The sequence below is a fragment of the Streptomyces sp. NPDC043996 genome (assembly GCF_056435225.1).
In genome coordinates this window covers 420,647-442,842 of record NZ_JBWKEY010000005.1, presented here as the reverse complement: position 1 = coordinate 442,842, position 22,196 = coordinate 420,647, and the positions used below count along the sequence as shown (strand labels likewise).

Below are 22,196 nucleotides of genomic sequence, written 5' to 3'. Positions count from 1 at the left end.
TAGGGCTGGCGCATCGACCTCGTCGCCGCAGCGCTCTGGGTCCAGATCGCGGAGGTGGTCAAGTACCTGTAGCACCTGTGCCCGGCCGAAGAGCCCTTGATCCCCGTCGGTGAGGAAAATGCCCAGGCTCTCGTCGCGCCGGAGTCAGTCGCGTGCGAAGGCGTATGCCGAATTTGTCCGCCTCACCTCCCGGCCACGGTGCCACCGTGCTCTCTACCGCCTCTCAGACGACCGCGTCAGCCACACGCGGCGCCGACAGTACGACACACGCCATGCGCACCCTCGCGCATTCTCCCCCTGACGCCCCAACAGAGTTCCAAGGTGCGACGGACACCCCTATCGATCCACACTGCCCAACCACAGCACGTCCCGGGCCCGGGTCATCGCCACGAAGAGCTGGCTGCGCAACAGCTCTTCGCGCTCGCGTGCTGTTTCGGATGGCTCTGGGGCGCCTGGATCGCCGGGCGGCGTCTCGTTCGGCAGGGCGGCTTGGTGCTGCGGCAGATGCACGCGCTTGAACTCCAAGCCCTTGGCCCTGCGATACGTCCCCAGTTTGACCGCGTCGATGGGGCTGCCGTCGTAGTGCTCCAGCAAGCACACCGGGATCTCCGCCTGGGTGAGCAGCCGCTGGTAGTGGCCGATGGCCCGCATGGACGGACACAACACGGCGACGTCAGCTCGCGCGCCGTTGGGCAGTGCTCGCAAGGCGTCCACAAGAGCGTGGTCGTGTTCGGCCAGCGCCGACTTCGTGAAGCGGACCACCTGCCCGTCGTGGTATGTGAGGTCGACGTCCCGGCGGCCGGATGTGCGCAGGCCGTCGATGTCGTCGAAGGTGTCGTCGGCGACGACAGCGAGGGCCGCGTCAAGGATCTGTTTGCTGTTGCGGTAGTTGGTGCGCAGCACTTGTCCGCGGTCGCCTCGGATGTCGATGCCGGCGTCAGCGAGGCGGAACCCTCCTGGGTAGACCGCCTGTTGACCATCGCCGACCAGCAACAACCCATTGGGGACATCGCCGACCAAGGCGTGCAGGAGGCGTACCCCGACGAGAGTGAGGTCCTGGACTTCGTCGACGATCACCGCCGCATAGCGCGGCTCGTCTGTGCGCCGCGTCGCCTCTGCCAGAGCGAGGGAGAGGACGTCATTGAAGTCGTGCACGCCGCGCTCGACGCGCAGGGACTCGTACTCCTCGTACAGCGCCCACACCGCCTGGCGATGCGGCTGGCGGAGCACCGCCCTGCGGCGGCGCCGAGGCACGGCCGCGTACTCCTCGAAGGCAGTGATGCCACGGCCCTTGATAACGTAGGCGATCTCGTCGCGCCAGTAGAGCGGAGCCGGGTCTATCTCCGCAAGCCGGCTGTCACGGCCGACGCGCTTCCAGGCGAGGCTGAAGGCGGTCTCGGCCTTGTCGCCATGCAGCCGGACCTGGACTCCGCGTTCCTGCAGGAACTCCTGCGCCCAGGAGTGCAGGCTGCGAAATTCTACCCGGCCAGCGACGGCCGGAGACATGGTCTTGAGGAAGGTGCTCTGCACCCTGGGCAGGTTGTTGGCGAACGTCACGTACAAGATCCGGCCGCTCGTGCGTCGTGCAAGGTGCGCCACACGGTGCAGGCCGACCACCGTCTTACCTGTTCCTGCCGGGCCGCTGATGCGCGCCGGTCCCGACCAGTTGCGGCGAACCAGCGCGACCTGGTCGGGGTGGAGGAACGTCATCCACTGCTCGATCGGGGCCCGTAACGCTTCCTCCAGGGCCGCGTCTCGCAGGCCGGACAGGTCGAAGAGACCCTCGGATTCCGCCAGGTGGGGATGGACAGGGCCGGATTGCTCCTGCTGGCCGACTCGCGATCCCTCGTAGTCGGGAAAAACACGCTCCAGATGGTCGGCGATCGCGCGGACCGATTCCGCACGCAGCCTGCCGCGCTCCGCCAGCAACGCGGGACCGACCTCTCGCTCCCCCAAGAGCCGAATCCTGTCGAGTACAGCGTCGACCTGTCGGCCCGCGAAGACCATGAGCGGCTGAACTGCCACTGGAGACAAGCCGAGAGACGCAACCGCGCCCTCAGCGACTTTCGTCACTGCCAGGAGCTTGGCCACATGCTCATTACGCTGCTCGCCTCCGGCACGGAGCTCGCCGCCTCCCACTGATGCGCCTGCCGACGCGCGGCCTGCCACTGTTCCCGCAGCAATCGCTCCTGGCGTCGCGCTTCCTGCGCCCGTCGCGACGCCGACCCACCTGCCCCCATACCCAGCCCCCCTCGTACGCGGAGTAGCGATCCTAAAACCATCCGCGAGCAGAAGGGCAGGGTGCACAATCGCCAAGTCAGAGTTTCCCCTCCGCCAACGACGCCCTGGTCGGCACCGTCTGCGGCATGAACTTCGAAGCGATGCCAGAGCTGAACTGGGCCTTCGGCTACCCCTTCGCGATCCTGCTGGTGGCCATGGTGTGCGTAAGCCTGTACTTCATCTACAAGCGGCGGGACTGGCTACAGCGGTAAGCCGACGAGGTCGACACTCTTTGTGTACGCGAACGATGCAGCACCTCTCTCCCGGTATGCCGGGGCGACCTCCCAGTGCAGCCACACCCGAACGCACCGCTGACCACCCCGGCCCCCCGCCTCCGCGCCGAGCGCGGAGGAGACGCCGAAGTCGAGCGCTAGCGGCAGTGCCACGATCGCGACGGTCAGCCCGGCGAGCTGGTCGCGGCGCGGTTCCCGGCGGGCGTCCGCCATGTCGCCGCGTGGCCCGCATCAAGTCCGCGACGTCCCTGCCCGCCAGCTCGTACACGGCCGTCGAGCCCTCACGTGTCGAGGTCACGATGCCCGACCGTGCCAACACCGCCAGCTATTGCGAGAGCGCGGCGGGCCCCACTCCGATCGCGGCCAACAGCTCCCGTACCGGCATTGGCCCGTCCCGCAACAGCTCAAGGACACGCATGCGCACCGGATGGCCGAGCATCCGGAGGTACTCGACCCTGCGGCGGGCGCTGCCCCGCACAGCCGCCCCGGCCGCCCCAACCGCCCCGCGGCCTGAAATACACTTCTGCGGTGACCGAGAACCTTCCCCCGTGCCCCCAGTGCTCCAGCGCGTACGCCTACGAGATGGGCGCGCTCCTGATCTGCCCGGAGTGCGGGCACGAGTGGTCCCCCGCCGCCGTCGAGGCCACGGACAGCGCCGAGGACGGGGTCATCAGGGATGCGGTGGGCAACGTGCTCGCCGATGGTGACACGGTCACCGTCGTCAAGGCCCTGAAGGTCAAGGGCAGCCCGTCCGGCATCAAGGCGGGCACCAAGGTGCGCAACATCCGCCTCGTCGACGGCGTCGACGGCCACGACATCGACTGCAAGATCGACGGGTTCGGGTCCATGCAGCTCAAGTCCAGCGTGGTCAAGAAGGCCTGACCCGCCCCGGCGGCGCGCCCGCGCGCAGGGACGCCGAGCGGCTCCGGTTCACCGGCGGTCGGTTCCGGTCACCGTACGGGTTCCTCACGGAGGTAGCCCTGGTCGATGAGCCACTGCACCGAGATGCCGTCCGGGAGCACGAACTGCGTTCCGCCGCCGGGCTGGTCGAACCAGGGAGCGACCTCGCCCGCCTGGATGAAGCCGTACTTCTCGGCGTCCTCCTGACTCCAGGGCCGGATCCAGGTGTACACGTGGTACCCGCACCCCACGTAGAGGGGAGGCAGGGAACGCCGGGCGAACGGCGTCCCCTCCGGGTGCGCGAACCTCCCCAGCGGACTACCGAACCGGTCCCACACCTCCGCTCCCCCGGCCGGCCGCTCCTGCGCCTGCTCCTGCTTTCGCCCGCGCCGCCACAGCCTCACGACCGCCCCCCGACCGGATAGGCGTCCACGTCCTCAAGGCGCACGCCCGGACACTGCCGCGGGATCCGCGCCCGGAACCTGTCGGACCACTCGGGCCTGACCAGCCTCAGCAGCTGGACCTGCCGGGCCAGCCACCCCACCCGGGTGTCGCCGCAGCCGGGCAGCAGACCGCGGTGTTCGAGCTCCCAGCGGGAGGCCGCGTCACGGGTGGTGTGCAGCGCCGCCCAGTACAGAAACTCGTCCAGGTCCCCGGCCGCGCGACGCTCCACCACCTTGCCGCGCTCCAGCACCACCCAGTGGACGGCGCCCTCGTGGACTTCGGCATGGGGAAAGCCCGCATCGCGCGGGCCGTCGCCGACGACGTCCGCGCCGTCGAGCCCTTCGATGCCCGACAGCGTGCTACGGACAGCCGCGTAGACACCCTCGACAGTTATCGTCATGCGGACGATTATCCCCTCCCGTGCGGGTACCCCCGGCGTGAACTCCGCCACACGACGGCCTCTCGCCAGTCAGCGTCCCCGCACCGCCGCGCCATCAGGACCCGTACCTGCCTCTCCGAAAAAAGCATTGGCCGCCGAGGCGAGCATGCGGCTAGGCTGGGGTTCGTACTTTTGATTGCATACCGGACGTACTCGCGTACCTCCAGTCACTGGGCCTCGTGCCTTTGAAAGGGTGTCTTGATGACCCGGCCCGCGCCGAGCGCGCCTCGCCGCACCGCGTAAGCGTCCGTCCGTTTCCGCCGCGCTGTCCGCGCGCGGCTGCCGGACGTGGGTTTCCGGTGTTCTCGTACGTCCACACCTCGCGCGCCTTCCTCGTGCAGGCCCGGCTTCCCCGTGAAGACCTGTGCGCCCGTGTGGGCTCCCACTCGTCGAGGCCGCTCGGCCTGCTCTTGCTGTCATGTCTGACCTCTCAGCAAGGAGCACCCGGGTGTCCACCCGCCATACCTCCCGCAACACCCCCACCCTCACCGTCGACACCTTCGCCTGCGCGTGGTGCGGCCTGACCGTGTCCGCGACCGTCGCCGACGGGACGCGTCGCAACCACTGTCCGTCCTGCCTGAATTCGCGGCACGTCACCGACCACGTCGAGGGCGGCCCCAGCGAGTGCCACGGCCGGATGTCACCGATCTCCATCGCCGTCCTTGGCACCGGTGACTGGATGGTCGTCCACCGCTGCGTGCGCTGCGACGAACTCACCTCCCACCCGGTCCACGCGGACGACAACCGGCTCGTCCTGATGCGCATGGCCGTGCGCCCGCTCGCCCAACCGCCGTTCCCGCTCGAAGCGTTCGGCGCCCTGTGACGGGCCGGAAGGAAGGAGGGGACGGTCATGCCTCGACGTAACACCGCCCGGCGACAGGCCTCCGTACGGCGGCGGCCGCAGCGGCACAAGGACGTGCTCCACGAGCACGGCGGGCACCGCGGACGCGACTTCACCTGCTCCGGATGCCGGCTCGCCGTGTCCCTCGACGCGCCGGGCACCGGGCACCGCAACCACTGCCCGAACTGCCTGGTCAGCCTGCACGTCGACGCCCGCGTGCCGGGCGACCGGGCCGCCACCTGCCGGGGCCGCATGGAGGCCCTTTCCATGTCCGCGCGCCCCGACGGCGAGTGGCTGCTCATCCACCAGTGCCTGAGCTGCGGCGAGTTGAGCGCCAACCGCATCGCGGGCGACGACAACCCGCTCGCCCTGGTGCGCCTGGCCCTCAGACCGCTCCAGGGCACGGGCACCGACATCGCCCGACACGCGCTGCTCGCCTTGTGACCGCGCCCCGGGCCACGGGAACCACCGGCACCACGCCGACCCCCGTGGCCCGCCCGCCACCGGCCGGACACCACCCCCAACTCGACGACACCACCACGACTGACGACACCACCACAGCTTTGGAAGGAACCCCTCACTACGAGGTCAGGACCGAGACCCCGGCCGACGCGGTCAGCGCCACCGGCCCGCTCCCATGCCGTACGTGATCAGCCGTACGTGATCAGCCGTCCGCGTTCCGGGCGCCCCCTCCCGGGGCGATCAGTCCGGTCTCGTAGGCGAAGACGACGGCCTGGACGCGGTCGCGCAGGTCCAGCTTCGACAGGATGCGGCCGACATGGCTCTTGATCGTGGTCGGGCTGAGGACCAGCCGGGAGGCGAGTTCGGCGTTGCTGAGGCCCGTCGCGAGCAGGCGGAGCACTTCCCGTTCGCGTGCGGTCAGGGCGGACAGGTCGCGGTGCGGGGCGTGGGGCTGTGGTGCGCTGTGCCCGGCGAAGCGTTCGATCAGGCGGCGGGTGATCGTGGGGGCGAGGAGGGCGTCGCCGGACCGCACCAGGCGCAGGGCGGCCGCGAGGTGCTCCGGGGAGACGTCCTTGAGCAGGAATCCGCTGGCGCCCGCCGTGAGCGCGGCGTACACGTAGTGGTCGAGGTCGTAGGTGGTGAGGATGATGACCCGGGTCTCCCGCGGTCCGTCGCCGCCGAGGATGCGCCGGGTGGCCTCGATGCCGTCCATCTCCGGCATCCGGATGTCCATGAGGACGACGTCGGGCCGCGTGCGGCGGACCGCCGCGACGGCCGCCGCCCCATCAGGCGCCTCGGCTGTCACCTCGATGCCCTCCGCGGCCAGGATCATCTTGAAGCCGGTGCGTACGAGAGCCTGGTCGTCCGCGATGACCACGCGCAGCGGCGCCCTGTCCGCCGTCATGGCGCGCTCCGCGGGATGCGGGCCGTGACCCGGTAGCCACCGGTGCAGGTCGGACCGGCCGTCAACTCGCCCTCGTAGACGGCAAGTCGCTCGCGCAGCCCCAGGTGGCCGCGGCCGTTGCTCTCCACCGGCGAGGAGCCCGTCGCGCCGCCCGTGTCCGTCACCTCGATGTGCAGGACGGTGTCGGTGTGGCCGATGGAGAGGGACGCCTCCGCGCCGCGCGCGTGTTTGACGGTGTTGGTCAGCGCTTCCTGCACGACGCGGTACGCCGCGAGGTCCACGCCCGGCGGCAGCGGCTCCGGCGGCAGCGACACTGCCACGCGCACGGGCGTCCCGGCGGCGCGCACCCGCGCGACCAGCGGGTCGAGCCGCGCGAGCCCGGGCTGGGGCTCGAGGCCTTCGGGCTTCTCGTGGTCCGAGGCCGCCAACAGGCCCATCACGTGCCGCAGTTCCGCCATGGCGGCCCGGCCGCCCGCCTCGACGGCCAGCAGGGCCTCCTTGGACTGCTCCGGCATCACGTCCATCACCTTGCGCGCCGCACCCGCCTGGATCACCATCACGCTCACATTGTGCGTGACGATGTCGTGCAGTTCGGCGGCGATGCGGGCGCGCTCCTCCTCGACGGCCCGGCGCGTGGCCTGCTCCTGAGCCGCCTGGAGTTCGGTGACCCGGTCCCGGCTGGCCGCGAGCCGCAGGTGCAGGAGGCGGACGAGGCTGGCCAGCATCCCGGCCACGAGCAGCACGAAACCCGGACTCGACCAGCCCGGTGCCACCGGGTCCGCGTGCCGGAAGGCGAAACCGGACAGTACGGCGGCGATCACCAGGACGGCGATCGCCAAGATCCGGTACCGGCTGTACACGACGGCGCTGTAGGCGGCGATGACACAGGCCAGGACGGTGATCCAGGTGGCGGAGCCGCCGATGGCCAGGCCCGCGCCCAGCACCGCCGCGAAGACGGCCAGCGGGGAGCGGCGCCGGAGCGCGAGCGGCAGCGTCGACAGGAGCACCAGGGCCCAGGGCACCGGAGGAAGGTCTTCCGCCACGGGTGCCTGAGCGGGGCCGGGCGGCGGCGGGGCCGGGACCCCGGTGCCGACGTCGATCGTGGGCGGATCGATGGTCACCGGCCCGTCGCCGGGGTAGCGCACCGCGACGAACAGGGCGACGACGGTCAGCACGACCGCAAGGGCCGCGTCGGCGCGCACCGCTCGCCTGGACAGCGGGGCGGCCTTCGCCTCGGGGCGGAGCGAGTCGATGAGCTGTCGCCGCCTGCCGCGCCGGTCTTCCGTCTCCATCCGCACATTGTGCTGAGCCCCGCGCCCGCCCCGCGTCCGCCTGTCCGGCCAGGGCGTCGTCCTCGGGTCCTCGTCCTCAGGGAGGAGTCCGCGGCCGGATCGTCCGCGGGGAGGGGGCGAGAGGGGTTTCGCGGTCGACGCGCCCCGCCCGTGGCCGCCCCTAGGTTCACGGGGCCAGCAGGCGGCAGGCGCCTGGCGCGATCGCAAGGACGGGCCTCTCGTATGACTCAGCTGATCGAACTACAGGGTGTGGCCAAGCGGTACGACAACTCCGGTGCGCCGGTGCTGGGACCGCTCACGCTCAGCGTCGCCGCGGGCGAGGCCCTCGCCGTGACGGGCCCTTCCGGCAGCGGCAAGTCCACGCTCCTGAACCTCGTCGCCGGTCTGGACAGGCCGGCCGACGGCGCCGTGATCGTGGCCGGGCGGCGGATCGACCAGTGGGGCGAGCGCGCCCGCGCCCGGTTCCGTCGCGAGCACATCGGCATGGCCTTCCAGTTCTTCCATCTCCTCGACGACCTCACCGTCACCGACAACATCCAGCTCCCCGCCCAGTTGACCGGGGTCAGCCGACGCGAGGCCGCGGCCCGCGCGGGTGAGCTCATGGAGGCGCTGGGAATCCAGCGGCACGCCCGCGCCTACCCGGGCCGGCTGTCCGGGGGCGAACGCCAGCGAGTCGGTGTCGCCCGGGCGTTGGTCAACCGGCCCGCGCTGCTGCTCGCCGACGAACCCACCGGCGCGCTGGACACCGCGTCGGGCCACGACGTCCGCGACCTGCTCCTCGATCTGCGCCGCGGCGGCCAGACCCTCGTCCTGGTGACACACGACGTGTCGCTGGCGGCGGCGGTCGCGAGCCGCACGGTCCACTTGGCCGACGGCCGCCTCGCCCACGACACGCACGCGCGGGCCGTCCGATGAGGCCGTACGGCAACGGCGCGCTGAGCCGGGTCGTGCGCTCCGGGGCGAGCCGACGGCGCGTACAGACGGTGGTGATCGCCATCGCCACGATGATGGCCGTGGCCTCGGCCGTGGTCGCCGGGTCGCTGATGGTCGCCGCGGCCGCGCCCTTCGACCGCGCCTTCGCCGGGCAGCGGGGCGCGCACCTCACCGCGCGGTTCGATCCGGACGAGGTGAGCGCGGAGCGGCTGGCGGAGACCGGCGTGACCGGCGGGCTGCTGGGCGTGCCCGTGGGACACGTCCTGCACGGCCTCGTCATGCCAGTGACGGCACGCGCCATCGGCACCACCATGCCGCCCTCGGTGCTCGATGTGTACGGGCCGACGCGGCTGGCCCTGCTGGGACTCGGCGGTGTCGTGCTCGCCGTGCTGGGGGCGCTGGTCCCGGCGGGCTTGGCGGCCATGTCCCGTACGGCCAGCGCACTGCGCGCCGAATAGCACCCGGGGCGCCGCTCATCCGGTCGCGCTTGACCCTCACGTGGCGTGATGCCGCATGGTCGGCGGCATGGAGGAACACCTGACCGTGGGGCGCGTGGCCGGGCTGGCCGGAGTGAGCGTCCGCACGCTGCACCACTACGACGAGATCGGCCTCGTGCGGCCGTCCGCGCGGACCGCCGCCGGGTACCGGGCCTACGCGGCGGGCGACGTGGAGCGGCTGCGGGACGTGCTCGGCTACCGGCGCCTCGGCTTCGGCCTGCGCGAGATCGCGGACCTGGTGGACGACCCGGCCACCGACGCGGTCGCGCGCCTGCGCCGACTGCGCGGCCTGCTGCGGGAACAGCGCGACCGCACCGCCGCCATGGTGGCGGCCATCGACGAGGAACTGGAGGCACGGGCCATGGGGATCAGGACGACGCCGGAGGATCAACTGAAGGTGTTCGGGGCCCAGTTGTACGAAACCATCGGGTCGGCCTACCCGGCGACGCGGCGCACCGAGCCGCGGATCGCCGCGCGGATCTGGGAGGCGCTCGGGGACGCCCGGACGGTACTGAACGTGGGCGCGGGCACGGGCTCCTACGAGCCCACCGACCGCGAGGTCACGGCGGTGGAACCGTCGGCGGTGATGCGCGCGCAGCGCCCCGCGGGCGCGGCGCCGTGCGTGGCCGCCAGCGCGGAGCGCCTGCCGTTCGCCGACCAGTCCTTCGACGCCGCGATGGCGGTCAGCACCGTGCACCACTGGCCGGACCCGGTCGCCGGGCTGCGCGAGATGCGGCGGGTGGCCCGCCGCGTGGTGGTGTTCACCTACGACGCCAGCACGACGGGCTGGCTCCAGCGGTTCTGGCTCACCCGCGACTATCTGCCGGAGTTCGCCGACCTGCTCACCGGCTGGCCTTCCCTGGCCGACATGACCCGCGCGATCGAGGGCCGCGCGGAGCCGCTGCTCATCCCGTGGGACTGCGCCGACGGCTTCTTCGAGGCCCACTGGCGCCGCCCCGAGGCGTACCTGGACGCACACGTGCGCCGCGCGGTCTCGGTATGGACCAGGGTCGGGCCGGTGGCCGAGCGGCGGGCGGTGGACACCCTCCGCGCCGACCTCTCCTCGGGCCGGTGGGCCGACCGCAACCGCGACCTCGTCGCCCTCGACGCGGCGGAGCTGGGGCTGCGCCTGCTGGTCGCCTGAACCAGCGCCCGCGAGGGCGGGCGCGGGCGCTGTCCTCAGCGGGGCAGGGACTGGGTGACCCGCCACAGGCGGCGGGGCAGCTCGCCCTCCTCGAAGGCGTGGACCTCGTCCAGGCGCCAGCCCTCGGCGAGCGCGTCGACCAGGGCGCGGGGGAAGAAGTGCACGGCGAAGCCGCCACGCTCATGGATGCCGTCGCCGTGGGCGATGCCGGTGCCGTAGTGCGCGTCGCCGGTGTGGCGGACGGTGTAGACGAAGGTTCCGCCCGGCCGCAGCACCCGGCGGACCTCGCCGACCAGCGCTTCGATCTCCGCCGTGGACAGCGCCATGCACAGCAGCATGTGCGCGAAGACCCCGTCCGCCGACGCGTCCGGCAGCGGCAGCGGCTCTCGTACGTCATGGACCGTCGTGCTCACCGAGGCGCCGAGGCCCTGCTGTCCGGCGCGGGCGCGGAGCTGCTCAAGACCGGTGGGGCTGAAGTCGGTGGCGTGGACGGTGAAGCCCTCGCGGGCGAAGTGCAGGGCGTCGCGGCCGTGCCCGGCGCCCAGTTCCAGCACGTCCTTCGCGCCCGTGGCATGGAAGGTCCCGGCCGCGTGGACGGCCGGTGCGGACGGCTCGTCGCCGTACATGCCCGGATGGTCGGCGTAGGTCCGCTGCCAGTGCGCCCGCTGGGCCGCCGCCAGGTCCTGGTCCCGCCGCCGCATCCGTACTCCCGTGGTCCGCGTCTCCCCGGGCCGGGGGCGCTGTCCAGCCGAAGATCTCCAGGACGCGGCCGTCGCACGCGTAGCGGTTCCCGCCGGCCGTGGCCGTGGTCTCGCCGTTCATGGAGGGACCCTACGGGTGGTGATCGGCCGGTGTCAGGCCCCTGTCCCGCAGCACTGCCATGACCGCGTCCGCCACCGCGCCCATGCGGCGCTTGCGGAGGTCCAGGACGGGGCTCGGGTTCGACAGGCCGTGGGACGCCAGCAGGTTCATCAGGGGCCAGAGGGCGTCGGAGCGTCTGGGGAGCGGGAACTCCCGGCCGTCGCGGGCGATGACCTTGGCCGTGGTGACGCCCGCGAGGAGGTTGGTGCGGTTCCAGTCGACCACGTATGACCTGCCGTTCGGGCTGATGGAGAGGACTGCCTCCGTGGTGTGGTGCAGGACCGCCAGGTAGTTCATCGGCACCGTCAGGCGGCGGGCGGCGAGGAAGGGGGGTGTGCCGTCCATCGAGGGGAGGCGCAGGACCGTGTCGAGTACGGGGCCGTGGTCCTGGAAGGTGGTCCGGCCGCGCATCTCCAGGAACCGGGCCCGCGCGAGGTGGCCGCCGCGCCGCGACCAGCTTCGGCCGACGGCGCCGAACTGGCCTTGCGCGCCCGGGAGATCATCCACCAGGAGGCGGGCCTCCTCGCCCGGCTCGGTCACCGGGGCCCGGTCCTCGGGGCAGGCGCGGGCCCGGTCGGCCAGGGCGCCGTACCGCGCCGCCGTCTCCGCGTCCAGGCGCCGGAGGTCGATCGTGTCGCCGTCCATGGTGACGCCTCCGGCCGCGCGCGAGATCCGCATCTGCGCCAGTTGGCGGCCGGGGCGCCGGGTCACCTCGGTCCACCGGCCTTCGAGGTCGATCACCCGGCAGGTCCGCGTGCCCGCCAGGAGCGCGCTGCGCGGCCAGTCGACGATGACCCTGCCGGGGCCCTCGGGGCCGACCGGGCCCACCAGGACGGCCAGGCGGCCCGCCGTGATCGCCGACAGGCACAGGGACGGCACCCGCCACTCGTCCGTCACCTCGAACTCCCCGTGCCCGGCGTCGTGTTCGGCGTCGTGCCCGGCGTCGTGTTCGGCGTCGTGTTCGGCGTCGTGTGCGGGTTCGTCCGCCGCGCGCACCCGCAGTCGCAGCCTGACCGTCGGCGTGAACTCCGCGGGAGCGTAGTCGCCGTGGTACGTCGTGAACGTCGCCTCCCCTTCGGGGCTGTACCGCACGAGCGAGGCCTCGAGGACGTCCGCCCGCAGCAGCCGCGCGCCCGCCGGGCCCGGGGCGGACCGCGGCGCCCGCATCACGAACGTGTCGTCGCCGTAGGGGAAGCCGCCGCCCTTCGCCCGGTCCCCGCGCGTGAGCCGGGGAAACTCCTTCCGCGTGGCGGTGGCGGCCAGGACCGGGATCGCGGCGGTGCCTGCCGCGCTGAGCGCGGTCACCGCCCAGGCCCACTCGGCGCCGTCAAGCCAGGCGGCGGCCCCCAGGACAAGGCAGAACGGGAACACCGACAGGCAGAGCGCGGTGAACAGCAGGTTGCCGATGAACACTCCGGTACGGCTGGGCATGTGTCTCCCCTCTTCTCTTCTCTCGTGGGGCCGACGTCACGGGGCCACGCCGTCCCCGGCGTAGAGGTAGCCGCCGGGGCGGGCGGGGTCGGCGATCAGCAGGACCTGGTCGCCGGTGCGGGGGACGCGCAGCTTGGAGACCAGGGTCTGGAGGGTGATCCGGTCGGCGGTACCGGCCGGTTGGAGGACCAGGTCGACGACCGGGTCGACGTTGACGAGGCGGCCGGTGTCGCTGATCGACACGACGAGCGCGGGGGTGGTCGGCGCTCCCGCGGCGAGCAACTCCCTGACGTCGTGGCCGGACTGGTAGGCGCCGATCGACTCCTGGACCTTGGCGAAGTCCTCCGCGCCGAGGAACGCGCGCGTGGCCCGTCCGTAGAAGCCCTTGCCGCTCGCCACCTTGCCCGCGATCTCCGCGGCCCGCTCCTCGCGGTTCTTGCCGCGCCTTCCGAAGATTCCCATGACCGCTCCTCCTTGTGGTGATGACTTGTGGTGATGACTTGTGGTGATGACTTGTGGTGATGACCCGCGTTCGGCCGCCGGGGTCCGGTGCGGTGTGCGGTGGGGACGCTAGGCGGGCCCGGGCGCCTACCGATCCCAGGTTCGCCCGCCTGTTCGTGCGCGACGTACGCTCCCCTCATGTCACCCCCGGGCCCGACGGCCGCCGAGCGCCGACCGCGCGCCCTGGTCATCGACCGCGCCTGGCGCGGCCTCGGTCCTGGCCTTGAGTCACTGAGCGGGCCCGGCGGGGCACCGCTCACCCGGACGGTGAAACTGATCGTCCTCCCGCTGGTCGTCAGGCCCGCGCTGCGCCCCGAACTCGCGGCGGACTTCCTGGGACCGGACGAGGGCGCGCGGCTTGACGCGCTGATCCACGAGTGCGGTGCGCGGCTCGCGGCGACGGCACAGTGGTTCACGCTCCTCAAGAAGGCCCGCAGGGCGCTGGGCGTCGTGGCGGGCAACCCCCAGGACCTGTACTTCCAGCGCTGCTTCGAGCTGGCCACCGACCACGGCGCACCCGCGGCCGGGGCGGACGCGGTGGCCCGGGCCGTGGTCCAGGACGTGGCGGACGCGGGCGGCGGGCGCACCGTGGAGGCGCTGAAGACCCTGCTCGCGGACGCCGCCCTGCGCGCCCGGCTCGACGCGGAGCTGGCCGGCGCGTGGGAGAGCCGTCGGCCCGCCGGGGACGCGGCCGGGGCGGTGGCGCTGGCCGCCGAGGCCCTGGCAGCGTGCGGCACGCCGGAGCCGACGGCGGGCTCGGCGGCGTACGCCGCCATGGTCGGGGCGGCGCACGGCGGGCGGTTCGGCCGGGTCCTGTGGGCGCGCGCGAGCGGCGTCTGGGGCGGCGCGGACCCTCCGGCGCACCTGGGGCTCAGCGCGCGGCCGGTGCCGTCGCGGCCCGAGGTCGGCCGGGGCGCCTCGACGGCCACGCTGCCCGCGCCGCTGGACCGCACGCTCTTCGAGCGGCTCTTCGTGGTGCTCCAGTCGTCGGCGCGGCGCGAGGAGCTGCCGACGGTGCCGGAGCTCGTCACCTCCGAGGTCGGCCGCAGTTGCGCCCCTCTCGGCCTGTACGACGAGAGTTTGCGCGTCGCCGTCCTCCTCGGCGGATCGCTCGCGGTCGGCCTCGATCCGCTGGGCACCGGCGGCGCCTCCGCCGGGAGCACGGCCGCGCACCGCGCCGTCAACAGCCGGTGGCGGCGCGAGGCTTCGGTCCTGCGCGCCCGCAGGATGACCGTGTCCCCCCGCCCCGACCCGGACGGCGGCGCCCTGGACGCCCTCGCCCAGGACCTCCGTACCCCGTGGGCGGCGTACATGCGGCGGCTGTGGGTGCGGCTGCACGGGCGGGACGTCCACGGCGCGCCGCTGGGGGATCTCGCGGCGGCCTGGGCGGTGCTCGACGGGGTCGCCCGCTCGGTGATGATGGACCACCGCGCCAGGGTCCGGTCGGCGCTGCGCGCGCTCACGGCCACGGCCGTGGACCCGGCCGAGCGGAGGAGCGCGTGACGGCGGGGGCCGGGGCGGACGCCCACGTCGTGCGGGGCGAGGGCGGCGTGATCCGGGTCGCCACCGGTTCGGCCTACGACGACATGGCCGCCGGAGGCCCGGACTTCACGCGGTCCGTGCTCGACGTCGCGGGGGCGGTGCTGATGTGGCCGGTTCTCGCGGGTCCTGGACTGCCGGTGGCGGAGGTCCATGACGCGGGGCGGGCGCAGCAGTGGCTGTGGGCGGTCCACGGCGAGCGCGTCGCGGCCGCTGTGCACGCGGTCGCGGGGACGGGGGCGCTGGAGCCGGTTGAGCCGGTTGAGCCGCTGGTCGTACGGGAGTCGCCGGAGCGGCCCACGGCGCTCGCGGACGCCGCCGCGCGGCTCGCCTTCGGGCACTGGGCGGCCCGATGGTGGCCCGCGTCGTACACGGACGGGATCGCGATGCTCGAACCCGGAGTGCTTGGCCTTGAGCTGGCGGCGCTCACCCATCAGTGCCAGCAGCTCTTCGACGACACGGGCGGCGCACGTGACTTCGGGGACTCCGGCGACCAGCCCGATGACTGCGTGGCCGAGCTGGTCGAGGAGCACCGGGCCGCCCTCGATCCGCTGATCCAGTGGTGGCGTACGGCAGCCCAACCGGCACACACGGTGGGGCACTTGGAGTACGTACTGCGGCTGGTCGACGACGCGGCGGACTGCGCCGGTCTTGACGGTCCTGAGCTGCGCCGCCTGCGCTCGGCGCTCGGCCAGGAGCGGGGCCACGGCCGGGGCTCCGCCGCCGGTGTGCCGGTCGGCCCCGGCGCGCTGTTCGCGCGGCAGGACGGCTACGCCCTCGCGGCGGGCGCCCCGCCCGGCGGCGGGGGCCGGGTGATCGCGCGGGGTTCCGGGGTCAACGACTGGCGCCGCTGTCCGCCGGGGTTCGTCGACGCCGCCGAGGACGCCGTGTCCTGGACCGCCCGGGCGCTCGGTGCGCGGCGGCGGTTCGAGGTCGAGGCCGTCGCGCACGGCACGGCGCCCGCAGCCGTCGACGTGCCGCTGGTCGCGGAGGTCCGGGTGAACGGCGGCCGCCCGACCCGGGTGCCCCTCGCCCGGCGGGACGACGTGTGGGCGGGCCGGGCGGACGTGGAGCAGGCCGCGTACGCGCAGCTGTCGTCCGCGACGACGCCGCCGCGCATCGAAGCCGCCGTCCTGCTGCCGGGCTTCGACCCGGGCCCCGGGCCCGACGGCCGCGCCGACCGTGACGCGGTCCGTGCCCTGGCCCGGCGGCGGCTGACCGACGCGGCGCGGCCGACGCCGTACGACGGGTCCGGTTCCCCCTACGGCGGGTCCCCCTCGGGACCGTTCCTCGCCGAGGTCCTCGCCGCCCACGCCACCAGTGAGGACTACTGACGGATGCCGGACGAGAACAGCGGCCCGTACGAGACCGACAGCGGGCGCGAGACCCGTGGCGAGCCGGAGGCCACCGCGCCGGTCCCGCTGTACGGAGAGCCCTTCGACAGCGGCTTCGCCCGGGCCCACGAGCACCACAGGGACGCCGAGTTCGAGGCCGCGTCCGCCGTGTACGACGAGTTGCTCGGCCTGGCCGGGTCCCTGGAGGACTCCCCCGACGTACGGTTCCTGCGCGCGCACGTCCTCGCCGACCTCGGGGCCGTCCTCCTCGGGGCCTCGGACCTGCCCCGGGCCGAGGACGCCGTGGACCGCTCCCGGGCCCTCCTCGACGGCATCGCGGCGGCGCCGATGGGGCCCCGGGGCCGCCAGCTGTGGCTGGAGACACTCCTGAAGACGCTGGTCGCGCGGGCCGACCTGCTGCGCAGGACGGGGCGTCTGGACGAGGCGCTCGCCTGTCTCGACGAGGCGGCGGCCCGGCTGCCCGAGTTCGACGACCCCGACGGGCTGCGCGGCGCGGAACTCGGCCTGAACCGGGTGCTCCTGCTGATGGACCGGGGCGCGTGGGGAACGGCCGAGGAGCAGGCCGCGCTCCTGCTGTCCAGCACCCCGGCGGGGGCGGCGGAGGCCGTGCCCCGCCTGCTCTGCGCGCTCGGCGTGATCTGTTTCTCGACCGGACGGTACGACGCCGCCGAGGACCACTTCGCCCGCGCCGAGGACGCCTTCCGGGCGCTGGGGGACACCGGTGAGCGGCAGACGCTGCTCGCGCACCGGGCGTCCCTCGCCCTGCTGCGCGGCGAACCCGACCGCGCGGAGCGGCTGTTCACCGAGGCCTCCGCGCTCTTCGAGCGGCAGCGGCGGTTCGGCGAACTCGCCGTCTGCGAGCAGGCCCGGAGCTTCCTCGCCGACCGGCGCGGCGACGCCACGGGCGCGCGCGACCTGCTGGCGGCGAGCCTGGACCGGTTCGGGCGGCTCGGCGCCGCGGTCGCCGCCGCCGACTCCCAGCTCCTTGGCGCCCAGCAGGCGTACGACCGGGGCGACATCGAGGAGATGAAGCGGCTTGCCCAGGCGGCCCGCGACGTCTACCAGGAACGGGAGATCTTCGAGCGGTGCGCGCAGGTCGACCTCCTGCTCGCGCGGACCCTTGAGGACAACCTGAACCGGACGGACCACGGCGAGCACGAGACGCGTTCCGTCGACACCGCGCTCTCCCTCGCCGTCCCCGCCGCCCTGGCGCTTGCCGCCGCACGCCATGACTTCGTCACCGCCCACGCGCGCGGCCAGTGGCTCGAACTCGCCGACGACGCCCTGCGGTTGGCGTTCCGGCTCGCCGTGCGCCGCCAGGACCAAGGGCTCCTCTTCGAACTGGTGGAACACCGCTGCGCGGGTGCGGCACTGGCCCTGGGCGGTGGGTCAGGGCCCGCGCCAGTGTCGCCTTCCTCCGCGCCGGTCTTCCCGGACGCGGCGATGAAGACGTACGGGGACAGAGACCGAGACGGAGACGGGGGCGAGGGCGGAGACGCCGACAACGGCGTGACGGCGCTCGGTGGCGTGGCCGCCGAGGCCGCCGCCTCCGCCGGGCTGCGCGTCGCGCCGCCGCCGAAGGTGCGGATGTCGGCGGACACCGGCCGGATCGCGCTCCAGGAGTTCATCGCGGCGGCCGAGTTCCGCTACCGCCGACGGATCGTGGACGAGGAGGAGGTCCCGTTCTGGCACACCGACGACCTGGCGGACCGCCCGGTGGTCCAGATCCGCCTCGCCGACGCGGGCGACCTGTTCATGACGTGGACGTGGGCCGGTGGCGCCCGCGGGTTCGGCACCGGGCGGGCGCCCGCCGCCGACGTGGACCGGGCGGTGGGCGAGCTGGCCGCCGCGCTGCCCGGGGCGGACGAGGGAGCCGCGGGCCTGCGGCGGGCGTTCGCACCGGGCGCCCTCGCCGACCCCCGCGCCGAGCGCCGACTCGCCCGCACGCTGGCCGACGCGCTGTGGCCCGAGGGGCTCACGGCCCAGATACGCCAGGTGTCGCAGCGCCTGGGCCGCCCGCTGCTGCGCGTCCAGCCGTCGCCCCGAGTCGCCCAGGTCCCCTGGGAACTCCTGGCCGTCGACGACGCGGACGCGTCCGACGTGCGGCTCATCGACCTCGCGGACGTGGTGACCACCACGGCGACGTCGCTGCGAAGGCGGCAGCACGCCTCAGTACCTCCGGTGCGGGACGGCCGCCCCGTCGTCCTCGTCCTCGACCCCCGGGTGCCGGGCTTTCGGGCCGAATCGGCGCTCGGCTCGGTCCTGGGGCCGCCCGGCGCGGACGAGGACCTCATGTCGCTGGTCCGGGCGCGGCTCGACGCGGGGGCCGTCGAGCCGCCCCTCGCCGCCCCCGCCGAGGCCTTCCGCCGCACCGACCTGGACCGGGACTGGCTGAGCGGGGTGCTCCGGAAGGGGGCGCGCAGGCTCCTGTACGTCGGGCACGTCAGCGGCGCGCCGGTCGAGGGCGGGCAGAGCGAGGACGGCTCCCTGCACCTGTGCTGCGGTACGCGGAGCACGGGCCTGGCCGACGCGGTCCGCGCTCATCGGCCGCTGACGGCCAAGGACCTCCTCCTTGGCACGCTGCCCCTGCGGCCGGACGGGGAGGCGGGCGCGCGGATCTGGCCCGCGCCGCCGCGGGTCGCCCTGATCGGCTGCGAGAGCGGCGGCGACCTGCGGTTCGCCGAGTCGTTCGGGCTTGCCACCGCGATGATCCACAACGGCGCCGAGCTGGTCACCGCGACCCGCTGGGCCCTGCCGACCAGCTTCGCCTTCCACCGGTTCGCCGGGCTGCCCGCGTCCGTGCGCCCGCTGTCGGAGGCGATCGTCGCCGTCGACGCCGCGCACGAGGACCCCGACCCCGTGCGGCGGCTCGGCGCCTGGCAGCGCGAGCGGCTCGACCGCTGGCGCGCCGACGGCCGGATCGAGCACGCGCCGCTGTTGTGGGCGGCCCTGACGAACATCGTCACCTGACCGTTCAGGTACGGGACTCCGTCACCGGGTACGGGACGAACGTGCTGGTGTTCTCGTCGATGCGCAGGGCGTGGCCCAGGGGCGGTGCCGCGCGCTGGGGGCAGTCGAGGCGTTCGCAGACGCGGCAGCCCATGCCGATGGGGGTGGCCGCGGCGGTCCTGGCGAGGTCGAGGCCGTCGGAGTAGACGAGCCTGTGGGCGTGGCGGATCTCGCAGCCGAGGCCGACCGCGAAGGTCTTGCCGGGCTCGCCCCAGCCGCCGCGGTGGCGGGTGAGGGCGCGGGCGGTCCACAAGTAGCGCTGTCCGTCGGGCATTTCGGCGATCTGGACGTGGATGCGGCCGGGCGCGGCGAACGCCTCGTACACGTTCCACAGCGGGCAGGTGCCGCCCGCCCGGGAGAAGTGGAAGCCGGTCGCCGACTGGCGTTTGGACATGTTGCCCGCGCGGTCGACGCGCACGAAGGAGAACGGCACGCCGCGCAGGCGCGGGCGCTGGAGCGTGGACAGGCGGTGGCAGACGGTCTCGTAGCCGAGGCCGTAGTGGTCGGTGAGGCGCTCGATGTCGTAGCGCGCCTCCTCGGCCGTCGCGTGGAAGGCGCGGTACGGCAGGATCAGCGCGGCGGCGAAGTAGTGCGCGATGCCGATGCGCGCCAGGGCGTGGGCGGGCGCGCCGGGGGTGAAGTCCTCGGCGGCGTGCCGGTCCAGGTCGTCGGCGTGCTCCAGGAGGGCCAGCTGCGTGGCCATGCGGAAGGCCCGCTGGCCCGGGCGCAGGCGCGTCGACAGGTGCAGCGTCGCGGAGGCGGCGTCGTAGCGGTGCAGGCGCTCCCCCGCCTCCGTGCCCAGGCGCACGCCGTGCCGGGCCGCGAGCCGGGCCGTCAGCGCGCTCAGGACCTCGCCGGGGCGGATGCCGATCGCCGTGGCGAGGTCCTCCGCCGCCAGGTCGATCTCGTGGAGGTAGTTCTGGCGGCGGTAGAAGTAGTCGCGGATCTGCCCGTGCGGCGAGTGCGGCGCGGCGTCGCCGTGCGGGGAGCCGCGGCCCCCGGCGTCGCGGTCCCCGGCGTCCCCGACGAGTTCCGCCAGGCGCTGGTTGCGGCGGCCCAGGTCAAGCAGCACGGAGGCGACCGCGGGCATCCGCGAGGCCAGTTCGCCCAGGTCGGCCGGGGACACCCGGGCCGCGTCGAGCTCACCGGCCAGGGCCTCGCGCAGATCCGCCACCAGGCGGCTGGTGTCCCGCTCGGAGAAGAACCCCGGGTCGACGCCGAAGACCTCGGTCAGACGCAGGAGCACCGGGACCGTGAGAGGGCGCGAGTCGTGCTCCATCTGGTTCAGATAGCTCGGCGAGATGGCGAGCGCCCGGGCCAGCGCGGCCTGGCTCAGGCCGCGTTCCTCGCGCAGCCTGCGCAGTCGCGCCCCCGCGTACGTCTTGGCCATGCCCCTCCCCCTCCGAAGGCCCTCACCCTACGGGAGCGGGGGGTGTCACGAGGCTTGGCAACCTTGGCAGTCCGGGGCCGGAAGATTCACAGAAGTTGGCATGAAGCCATGGTTGTTGGCACTCAGTGCCAGTGCCAGAGTTCCTGTGCGGCCCACCGGTCCTCCGGGCGGGAGCCCACCGGATCCGGGGCACGACTCAGGCCCTGACGTCGGAGATCCCGGCGACGGTCGGCCCCGCGTCGGCAGCGTTGCTCAGCTCGGCCGCACGGCGGGCCGCTGGGCCGCGGCTTCACTTCCAGCCCCACTAGGACACGTAGTGCCACCCTCCCGCCGACATGCGGCGGGCGTCACTCACTTCGCAGCCCCGCAAGGAGACGTGCACCCCATGACACAGAAGCAGACACAGCACCAGACGCAGCCGCAGACAGCCGCCGACCTCGCGCGCCGCTGGGCCACGGACCCCCGCTGGCAGGGCATCGAGCGCACCTACAGCGCCGAGGACGTGCTGCGGCTCTCCGGCAGCGTCCGCGAGGAGCACACCCTGGCCCGCCGCGGCGCGGAGCGCCTGTGGCGGCAGCTGCACGAGAGCGACTACGTGCACGCGCTCGGCGCGCTGACAGGGGGCCAGGCCGTGCAGCAGGTCAAGGCCGGGCTCCAGGCCGTCTACCTGTCCGGCTGGCAGGTCGCCGCCGACGCCAACCTCGCCGGGCACACCTACCCCGACCAGAGCCTGTACCCCGCCAACTCCGTTCCCCAGGTGGTGCGCCGCATCAACAACGCGCTGCTGCGGGCCGACCAGATCGCCACCGCCGAGGGCGCCGACGACACCAGGGACTGGCTGGCGCCGATCGTCGCCGACGCTGAGGCCGGGTTCGGCGGTCCCCTCAACACCTTCGAGCTGACCAAGGCGATGATCGCCGCGGGCGCGGCGGGCATCCACTACGAGGACCAGCTCGCCTCGGAGAAGAAGTGCGGCCACCTCGGCGGCAAGGTCCTCGTGCCGACCTCCCAGCACATCCGCACCCTCAACGCGGCCCGCCTCGCCGCCGACATCGCCGACGTGCCGACCCTCGTCGTGGCCCGCACCGACGCGCTCGCCGCGAACCTGCTCACCAGCGACGTCGACGAGCGCGACGCGGAGTTCGTGACCGGCGAGCGCACCGCGGAGGGCTTCTACCGGGTGCGCCAGGGCATGGCCCCCGCCATCGCCCGCGGCCTCGCCTACGCCCCGTACGCCGACCTGCTCTGGATGGAGACGGGCACGCCGGACCTGGCGCAGGCCCGGGAGTTCGCCGAGGCGATCCACGCCCGCTTCCCCGACCGGATGCTGGCCTACAACTGCTCGCCGTCCTTCAACTGGAAGGCGGCGCTCGACGACGACCAGATCGCCAAGTTCCAGCGGGAGCTCGGCGCGATGGGGTACCGCTTCCAGTTCATCACCCTGGCGGGCTTCCACTCCCTCAACCACGGCATGTTCGACCTGGCCCGCGGCTACGCCGAGCACGGCATGACCGCCTACGTCGACCTCCAGGAGCGGGAGTTCGCCGCGCAGGCCCACGGCTTCACCGCGGTCAGGCACCAGCGCGAGGTCGGCACCGGCTACTTCGACCTGGTCTCCACGGCCGTCAACCCGGCCTCCTCCACCACGGCCCTCGCCGGGTCCACCGAGGAGGAGCAGTTCCACTAGGCCCCCTGGGACCCCTGGGACCCCCTGGACCGCTAGGACCCCTGGGGCCCTAGC

The 22,196-nt window shown here is 73.5% G+C and carries 19 protein-coding genes and 2 pseudogenes; 11 read left to right on the top strand and 10 right to left on the bottom strand.

Features of this window, described 5'->3' with window-relative positions; translation table 11 throughout:
- Positions 1 to 336: 336 nt before the first annotated feature.
- A complete protein-coding gene (locus AC07A4_RS15985; protein WP_478598331.1) occupies positions 337 to 2,091 on the bottom strand; it encodes a UvrD-helicase domain-containing protein in 1,755 nt (584 codons plus the stop codon).
- A 254-nt stretch (positions 2,092 to 2,345) separates the two neighbouring features.
- On the opposite strand from AC07A4_RS15985, the pseudogene AC07A4_RS15980 reads away from it, so the two are divergent.
- Positions 2,346 to 2,492 (top strand): annotated as a pseudogene (locus AC07A4_RS15980) (CorA family divalent cation transporter); the annotation flags it as partial.
- Between the two features lie 235 nt (positions 2,493 to 2,727).
- Here AC07A4_RS15980 and AC07A4_RS15975 read toward each other — a convergent pair.
- Positions 2,728 to 2,952: pseudogene (locus AC07A4_RS15975) on the bottom strand (ArsR/SmtB family transcription factor); the annotation flags it as partial.
- Between the two features lie 89 nt (positions 2,953 to 3,041).
- Here AC07A4_RS15975 and AC07A4_RS15970 point away from each other — a divergent pair.
- Positions 3,042 to 3,395, top strand: a complete 354-nt coding sequence (locus AC07A4_RS15970) for a zinc ribbon domain-containing protein YjdM (protein ID WP_478598328.1) — start codon at positions 3,042 to 3,044, stop codon at positions 3,393 to 3,395.
- A 68-nt stretch (positions 3,396 to 3,463) separates the two neighbouring features.
- Here AC07A4_RS15970 and AC07A4_RS15965 read toward each other — a convergent pair whose 3' ends face one another.
- Together AC07A4_RS15965 and AC07A4_RS15960 are read right to left on the bottom strand one after the other, a co-directional pair.
- Positions 3,464 to 3,751: a TNT domain-containing protein gene (locus tag AC07A4_RS15965; RefSeq protein ID WP_478598938.1), complete on the bottom strand. Its 288-nt coding sequence runs from the start codon at positions 3,749 to 3,751 to the stop codon at positions 3,464 to 3,466.
- A 62-nt stretch (positions 3,752 to 3,813) separates the two neighbouring features.
- Positions 3,814 to 4,257: an Imm63 family immunity protein gene (locus AC07A4_RS15960; RefSeq protein WP_478598325.1), complete on the bottom strand. Its 444-nt coding sequence runs from the start codon at positions 4,255 to 4,257 to the stop codon at positions 3,814 to 3,816.
- A gap of 487 nt (positions 4,258 to 4,744) precedes the next feature.
- On the opposite strand from AC07A4_RS15960, the gene AC07A4_RS15955 reads away from it, so the two are divergent.
- Both AC07A4_RS15955 and AC07A4_RS15950 read left to right on the top strand, forming a co-directional pair.
- Entirely contained in the window at positions 4,745 to 5,119 is a 375-nt protein-coding gene (locus AC07A4_RS15955; RefSeq protein ID WP_478598322.1) for an RNHCP domain-containing protein, read from the top strand.
- 27 nt (positions 5,120 to 5,146) lie between these two features.
- A complete protein-coding gene (locus tag AC07A4_RS15950; protein ID WP_478598319.1) occupies positions 5,147 to 5,581 on the top strand; it encodes an RNHCP domain-containing protein in 435 nt (144 codons plus the stop codon).
- Positions 5,582 to 5,801: 220 nt separating this feature from the next.
- Here the strand turns inward: AC07A4_RS15950 and AC07A4_RS15945 are convergent, their stop codons facing one another.
- Positions 5,802 to 6,503, bottom strand: coding sequence for a response regulator (locus AC07A4_RS15945; protein WP_478598316.1), 702 nt, complete (start codon positions 6,501 to 6,503; stop codon positions 5,802 to 5,804).
- Positions 6,500 to 7,795 carry a histidine kinase gene (locus AC07A4_RS15940; protein WP_478598313.1) on the bottom strand — a complete coding sequence of 432 codons (1,296 nt, stop codon included), beginning with the start codon at positions 7,793 to 7,795 and terminating at the stop codon, positions 6,500 to 6,502. Before AC07A4_RS15940 ends, AC07A4_RS15945 begins: the two co-directional genes overlap by 4 nt.
- 222 nt (positions 7,796 to 8,017) lie before the next feature.
- Here AC07A4_RS15940 and AC07A4_RS15935 point away from each other — a divergent pair, with 222 nt between their 5' ends.
- The 3 genes from AC07A4_RS15935 to AC07A4_RS15925 all read left to right on the top strand — a co-directional run bounded on the left by AC07A4_RS15935 (position 8,018) and on the right by AC07A4_RS15925 (position 10,369).
- Positions 8,018 to 8,710, top strand: coding sequence for an ABC transporter ATP-binding protein (locus AC07A4_RS15935; RefSeq protein ID WP_478598310.1), 693 nt, complete (start codon positions 8,018 to 8,020; stop codon positions 8,708 to 8,710).
- Positions 8,707 to 9,186, top strand: a complete 480-nt coding sequence (locus tag AC07A4_RS15930; protein ID WP_478598308.1) for a hypothetical protein — start codon at positions 8,707 to 8,709, stop codon at positions 9,184 to 9,186. The genes AC07A4_RS15935 and AC07A4_RS15930 overlap by 4 nt, the downstream gene beginning before the upstream one ends.
- Before the next feature lie 67 nt (positions 9,187 to 9,253).
- Complete coding sequence (locus AC07A4_RS15925) at positions 9,254 to 10,369, top strand: MerR family transcriptional regulator (protein WP_478598305.1); 1,116 nt, start codon at positions 9,254 to 9,256, stop codon at positions 10,367 to 10,369.
- Positions 10,370 to 10,404: 35 nt separating this feature from the next.
- Here AC07A4_RS15925 and AC07A4_RS15920 read toward each other — a convergent pair whose 3' ends face one another.
- The 3 genes from AC07A4_RS15920 to AC07A4_RS15910 form a co-directional block, all read right to left on the bottom strand.
- A complete protein-coding gene (locus AC07A4_RS15920) occupies positions 10,405 to 11,070 on the bottom strand; it encodes a class I SAM-dependent methyltransferase (protein ID WP_478598302.1) in 666 nt (221 codons plus the stop codon).
- 130 nt (positions 11,071 to 11,200) lie between these two features.
- Entirely contained in the window at positions 11,201 to 12,661 is a 1,461-nt protein-coding gene (locus AC07A4_RS15915) for a hypothetical protein (RefSeq protein ID WP_478598299.1), read from the bottom strand.
- Positions 12,662 to 12,697: 36 nt separating this feature from the next.
- Entirely contained in the window at positions 12,698 to 13,123 is a 426-nt protein-coding gene (locus AC07A4_RS15910) for a hypothetical protein (protein WP_478598298.1), read from the bottom strand.
- A gap of 177 nt (positions 13,124 to 13,300) precedes the next feature.
- Between AC07A4_RS15910 and AC07A4_RS15905 the strand changes: the two genes are divergently transcribed.
- The 3 genes from AC07A4_RS15905 to AC07A4_RS15895 are packed head-to-tail and all read left to right on the top strand — an operon-like array spanning position 13,301 to position 19,026.
- Complete coding sequence (locus tag AC07A4_RS15905; RefSeq protein WP_478598295.1) at positions 13,301 to 14,665, top strand: hypothetical protein; 1,365 nt, start codon at positions 13,301 to 13,303, stop codon at positions 14,663 to 14,665.
- Positions 14,662 to 16,035: a hypothetical protein gene (locus AC07A4_RS15900; protein ID WP_478598292.1), complete on the top strand. Its 1,374-nt coding sequence runs from the start codon at positions 14,662 to 14,664 to the stop codon at positions 16,033 to 16,035. The genes AC07A4_RS15905 and AC07A4_RS15900 overlap by 4 nt, the downstream gene beginning before the upstream one ends.
- Before the next feature lie 3 nt (positions 16,036 to 16,038).
- Positions 16,039 to 19,026, top strand: coding sequence for a tetratricopeptide repeat protein (locus AC07A4_RS15895; RefSeq protein ID WP_478598289.1), 2,988 nt, complete (start codon positions 16,039 to 16,041; stop codon positions 19,024 to 19,026).
- A 4-nt stretch (positions 19,027 to 19,030) separates the two neighbouring features.
- Here the strand turns inward: AC07A4_RS15895 and AC07A4_RS15890 are convergent, their stop codons facing one another.
- The gene (locus tag AC07A4_RS15890) at positions 19,031 to 20,455 is read right to left on the bottom strand and encodes a short-chain fatty acyl-CoA regulator family protein (RefSeq protein WP_478598287.1); all 1,425 of its coding nucleotides are present in this window, start codon (positions 20,453 to 20,455) and stop codon (positions 19,031 to 19,033) included.
- A 385-nt stretch (positions 20,456 to 20,840) separates the two neighbouring features.
- On the opposite strand from AC07A4_RS15890, the gene aceA reads away from it, so the two are divergent.
- Complete coding sequence (aceA, locus tag AC07A4_RS15885; protein ID WP_478598284.1) at positions 20,841 to 22,142, top strand: isocitrate lyase; 1,302 nt, start codon at positions 20,841 to 20,843, stop codon at positions 22,140 to 22,142.
- The last annotated feature ends 54 nt before the right edge of the window (positions 22,143 to 22,196 follow it).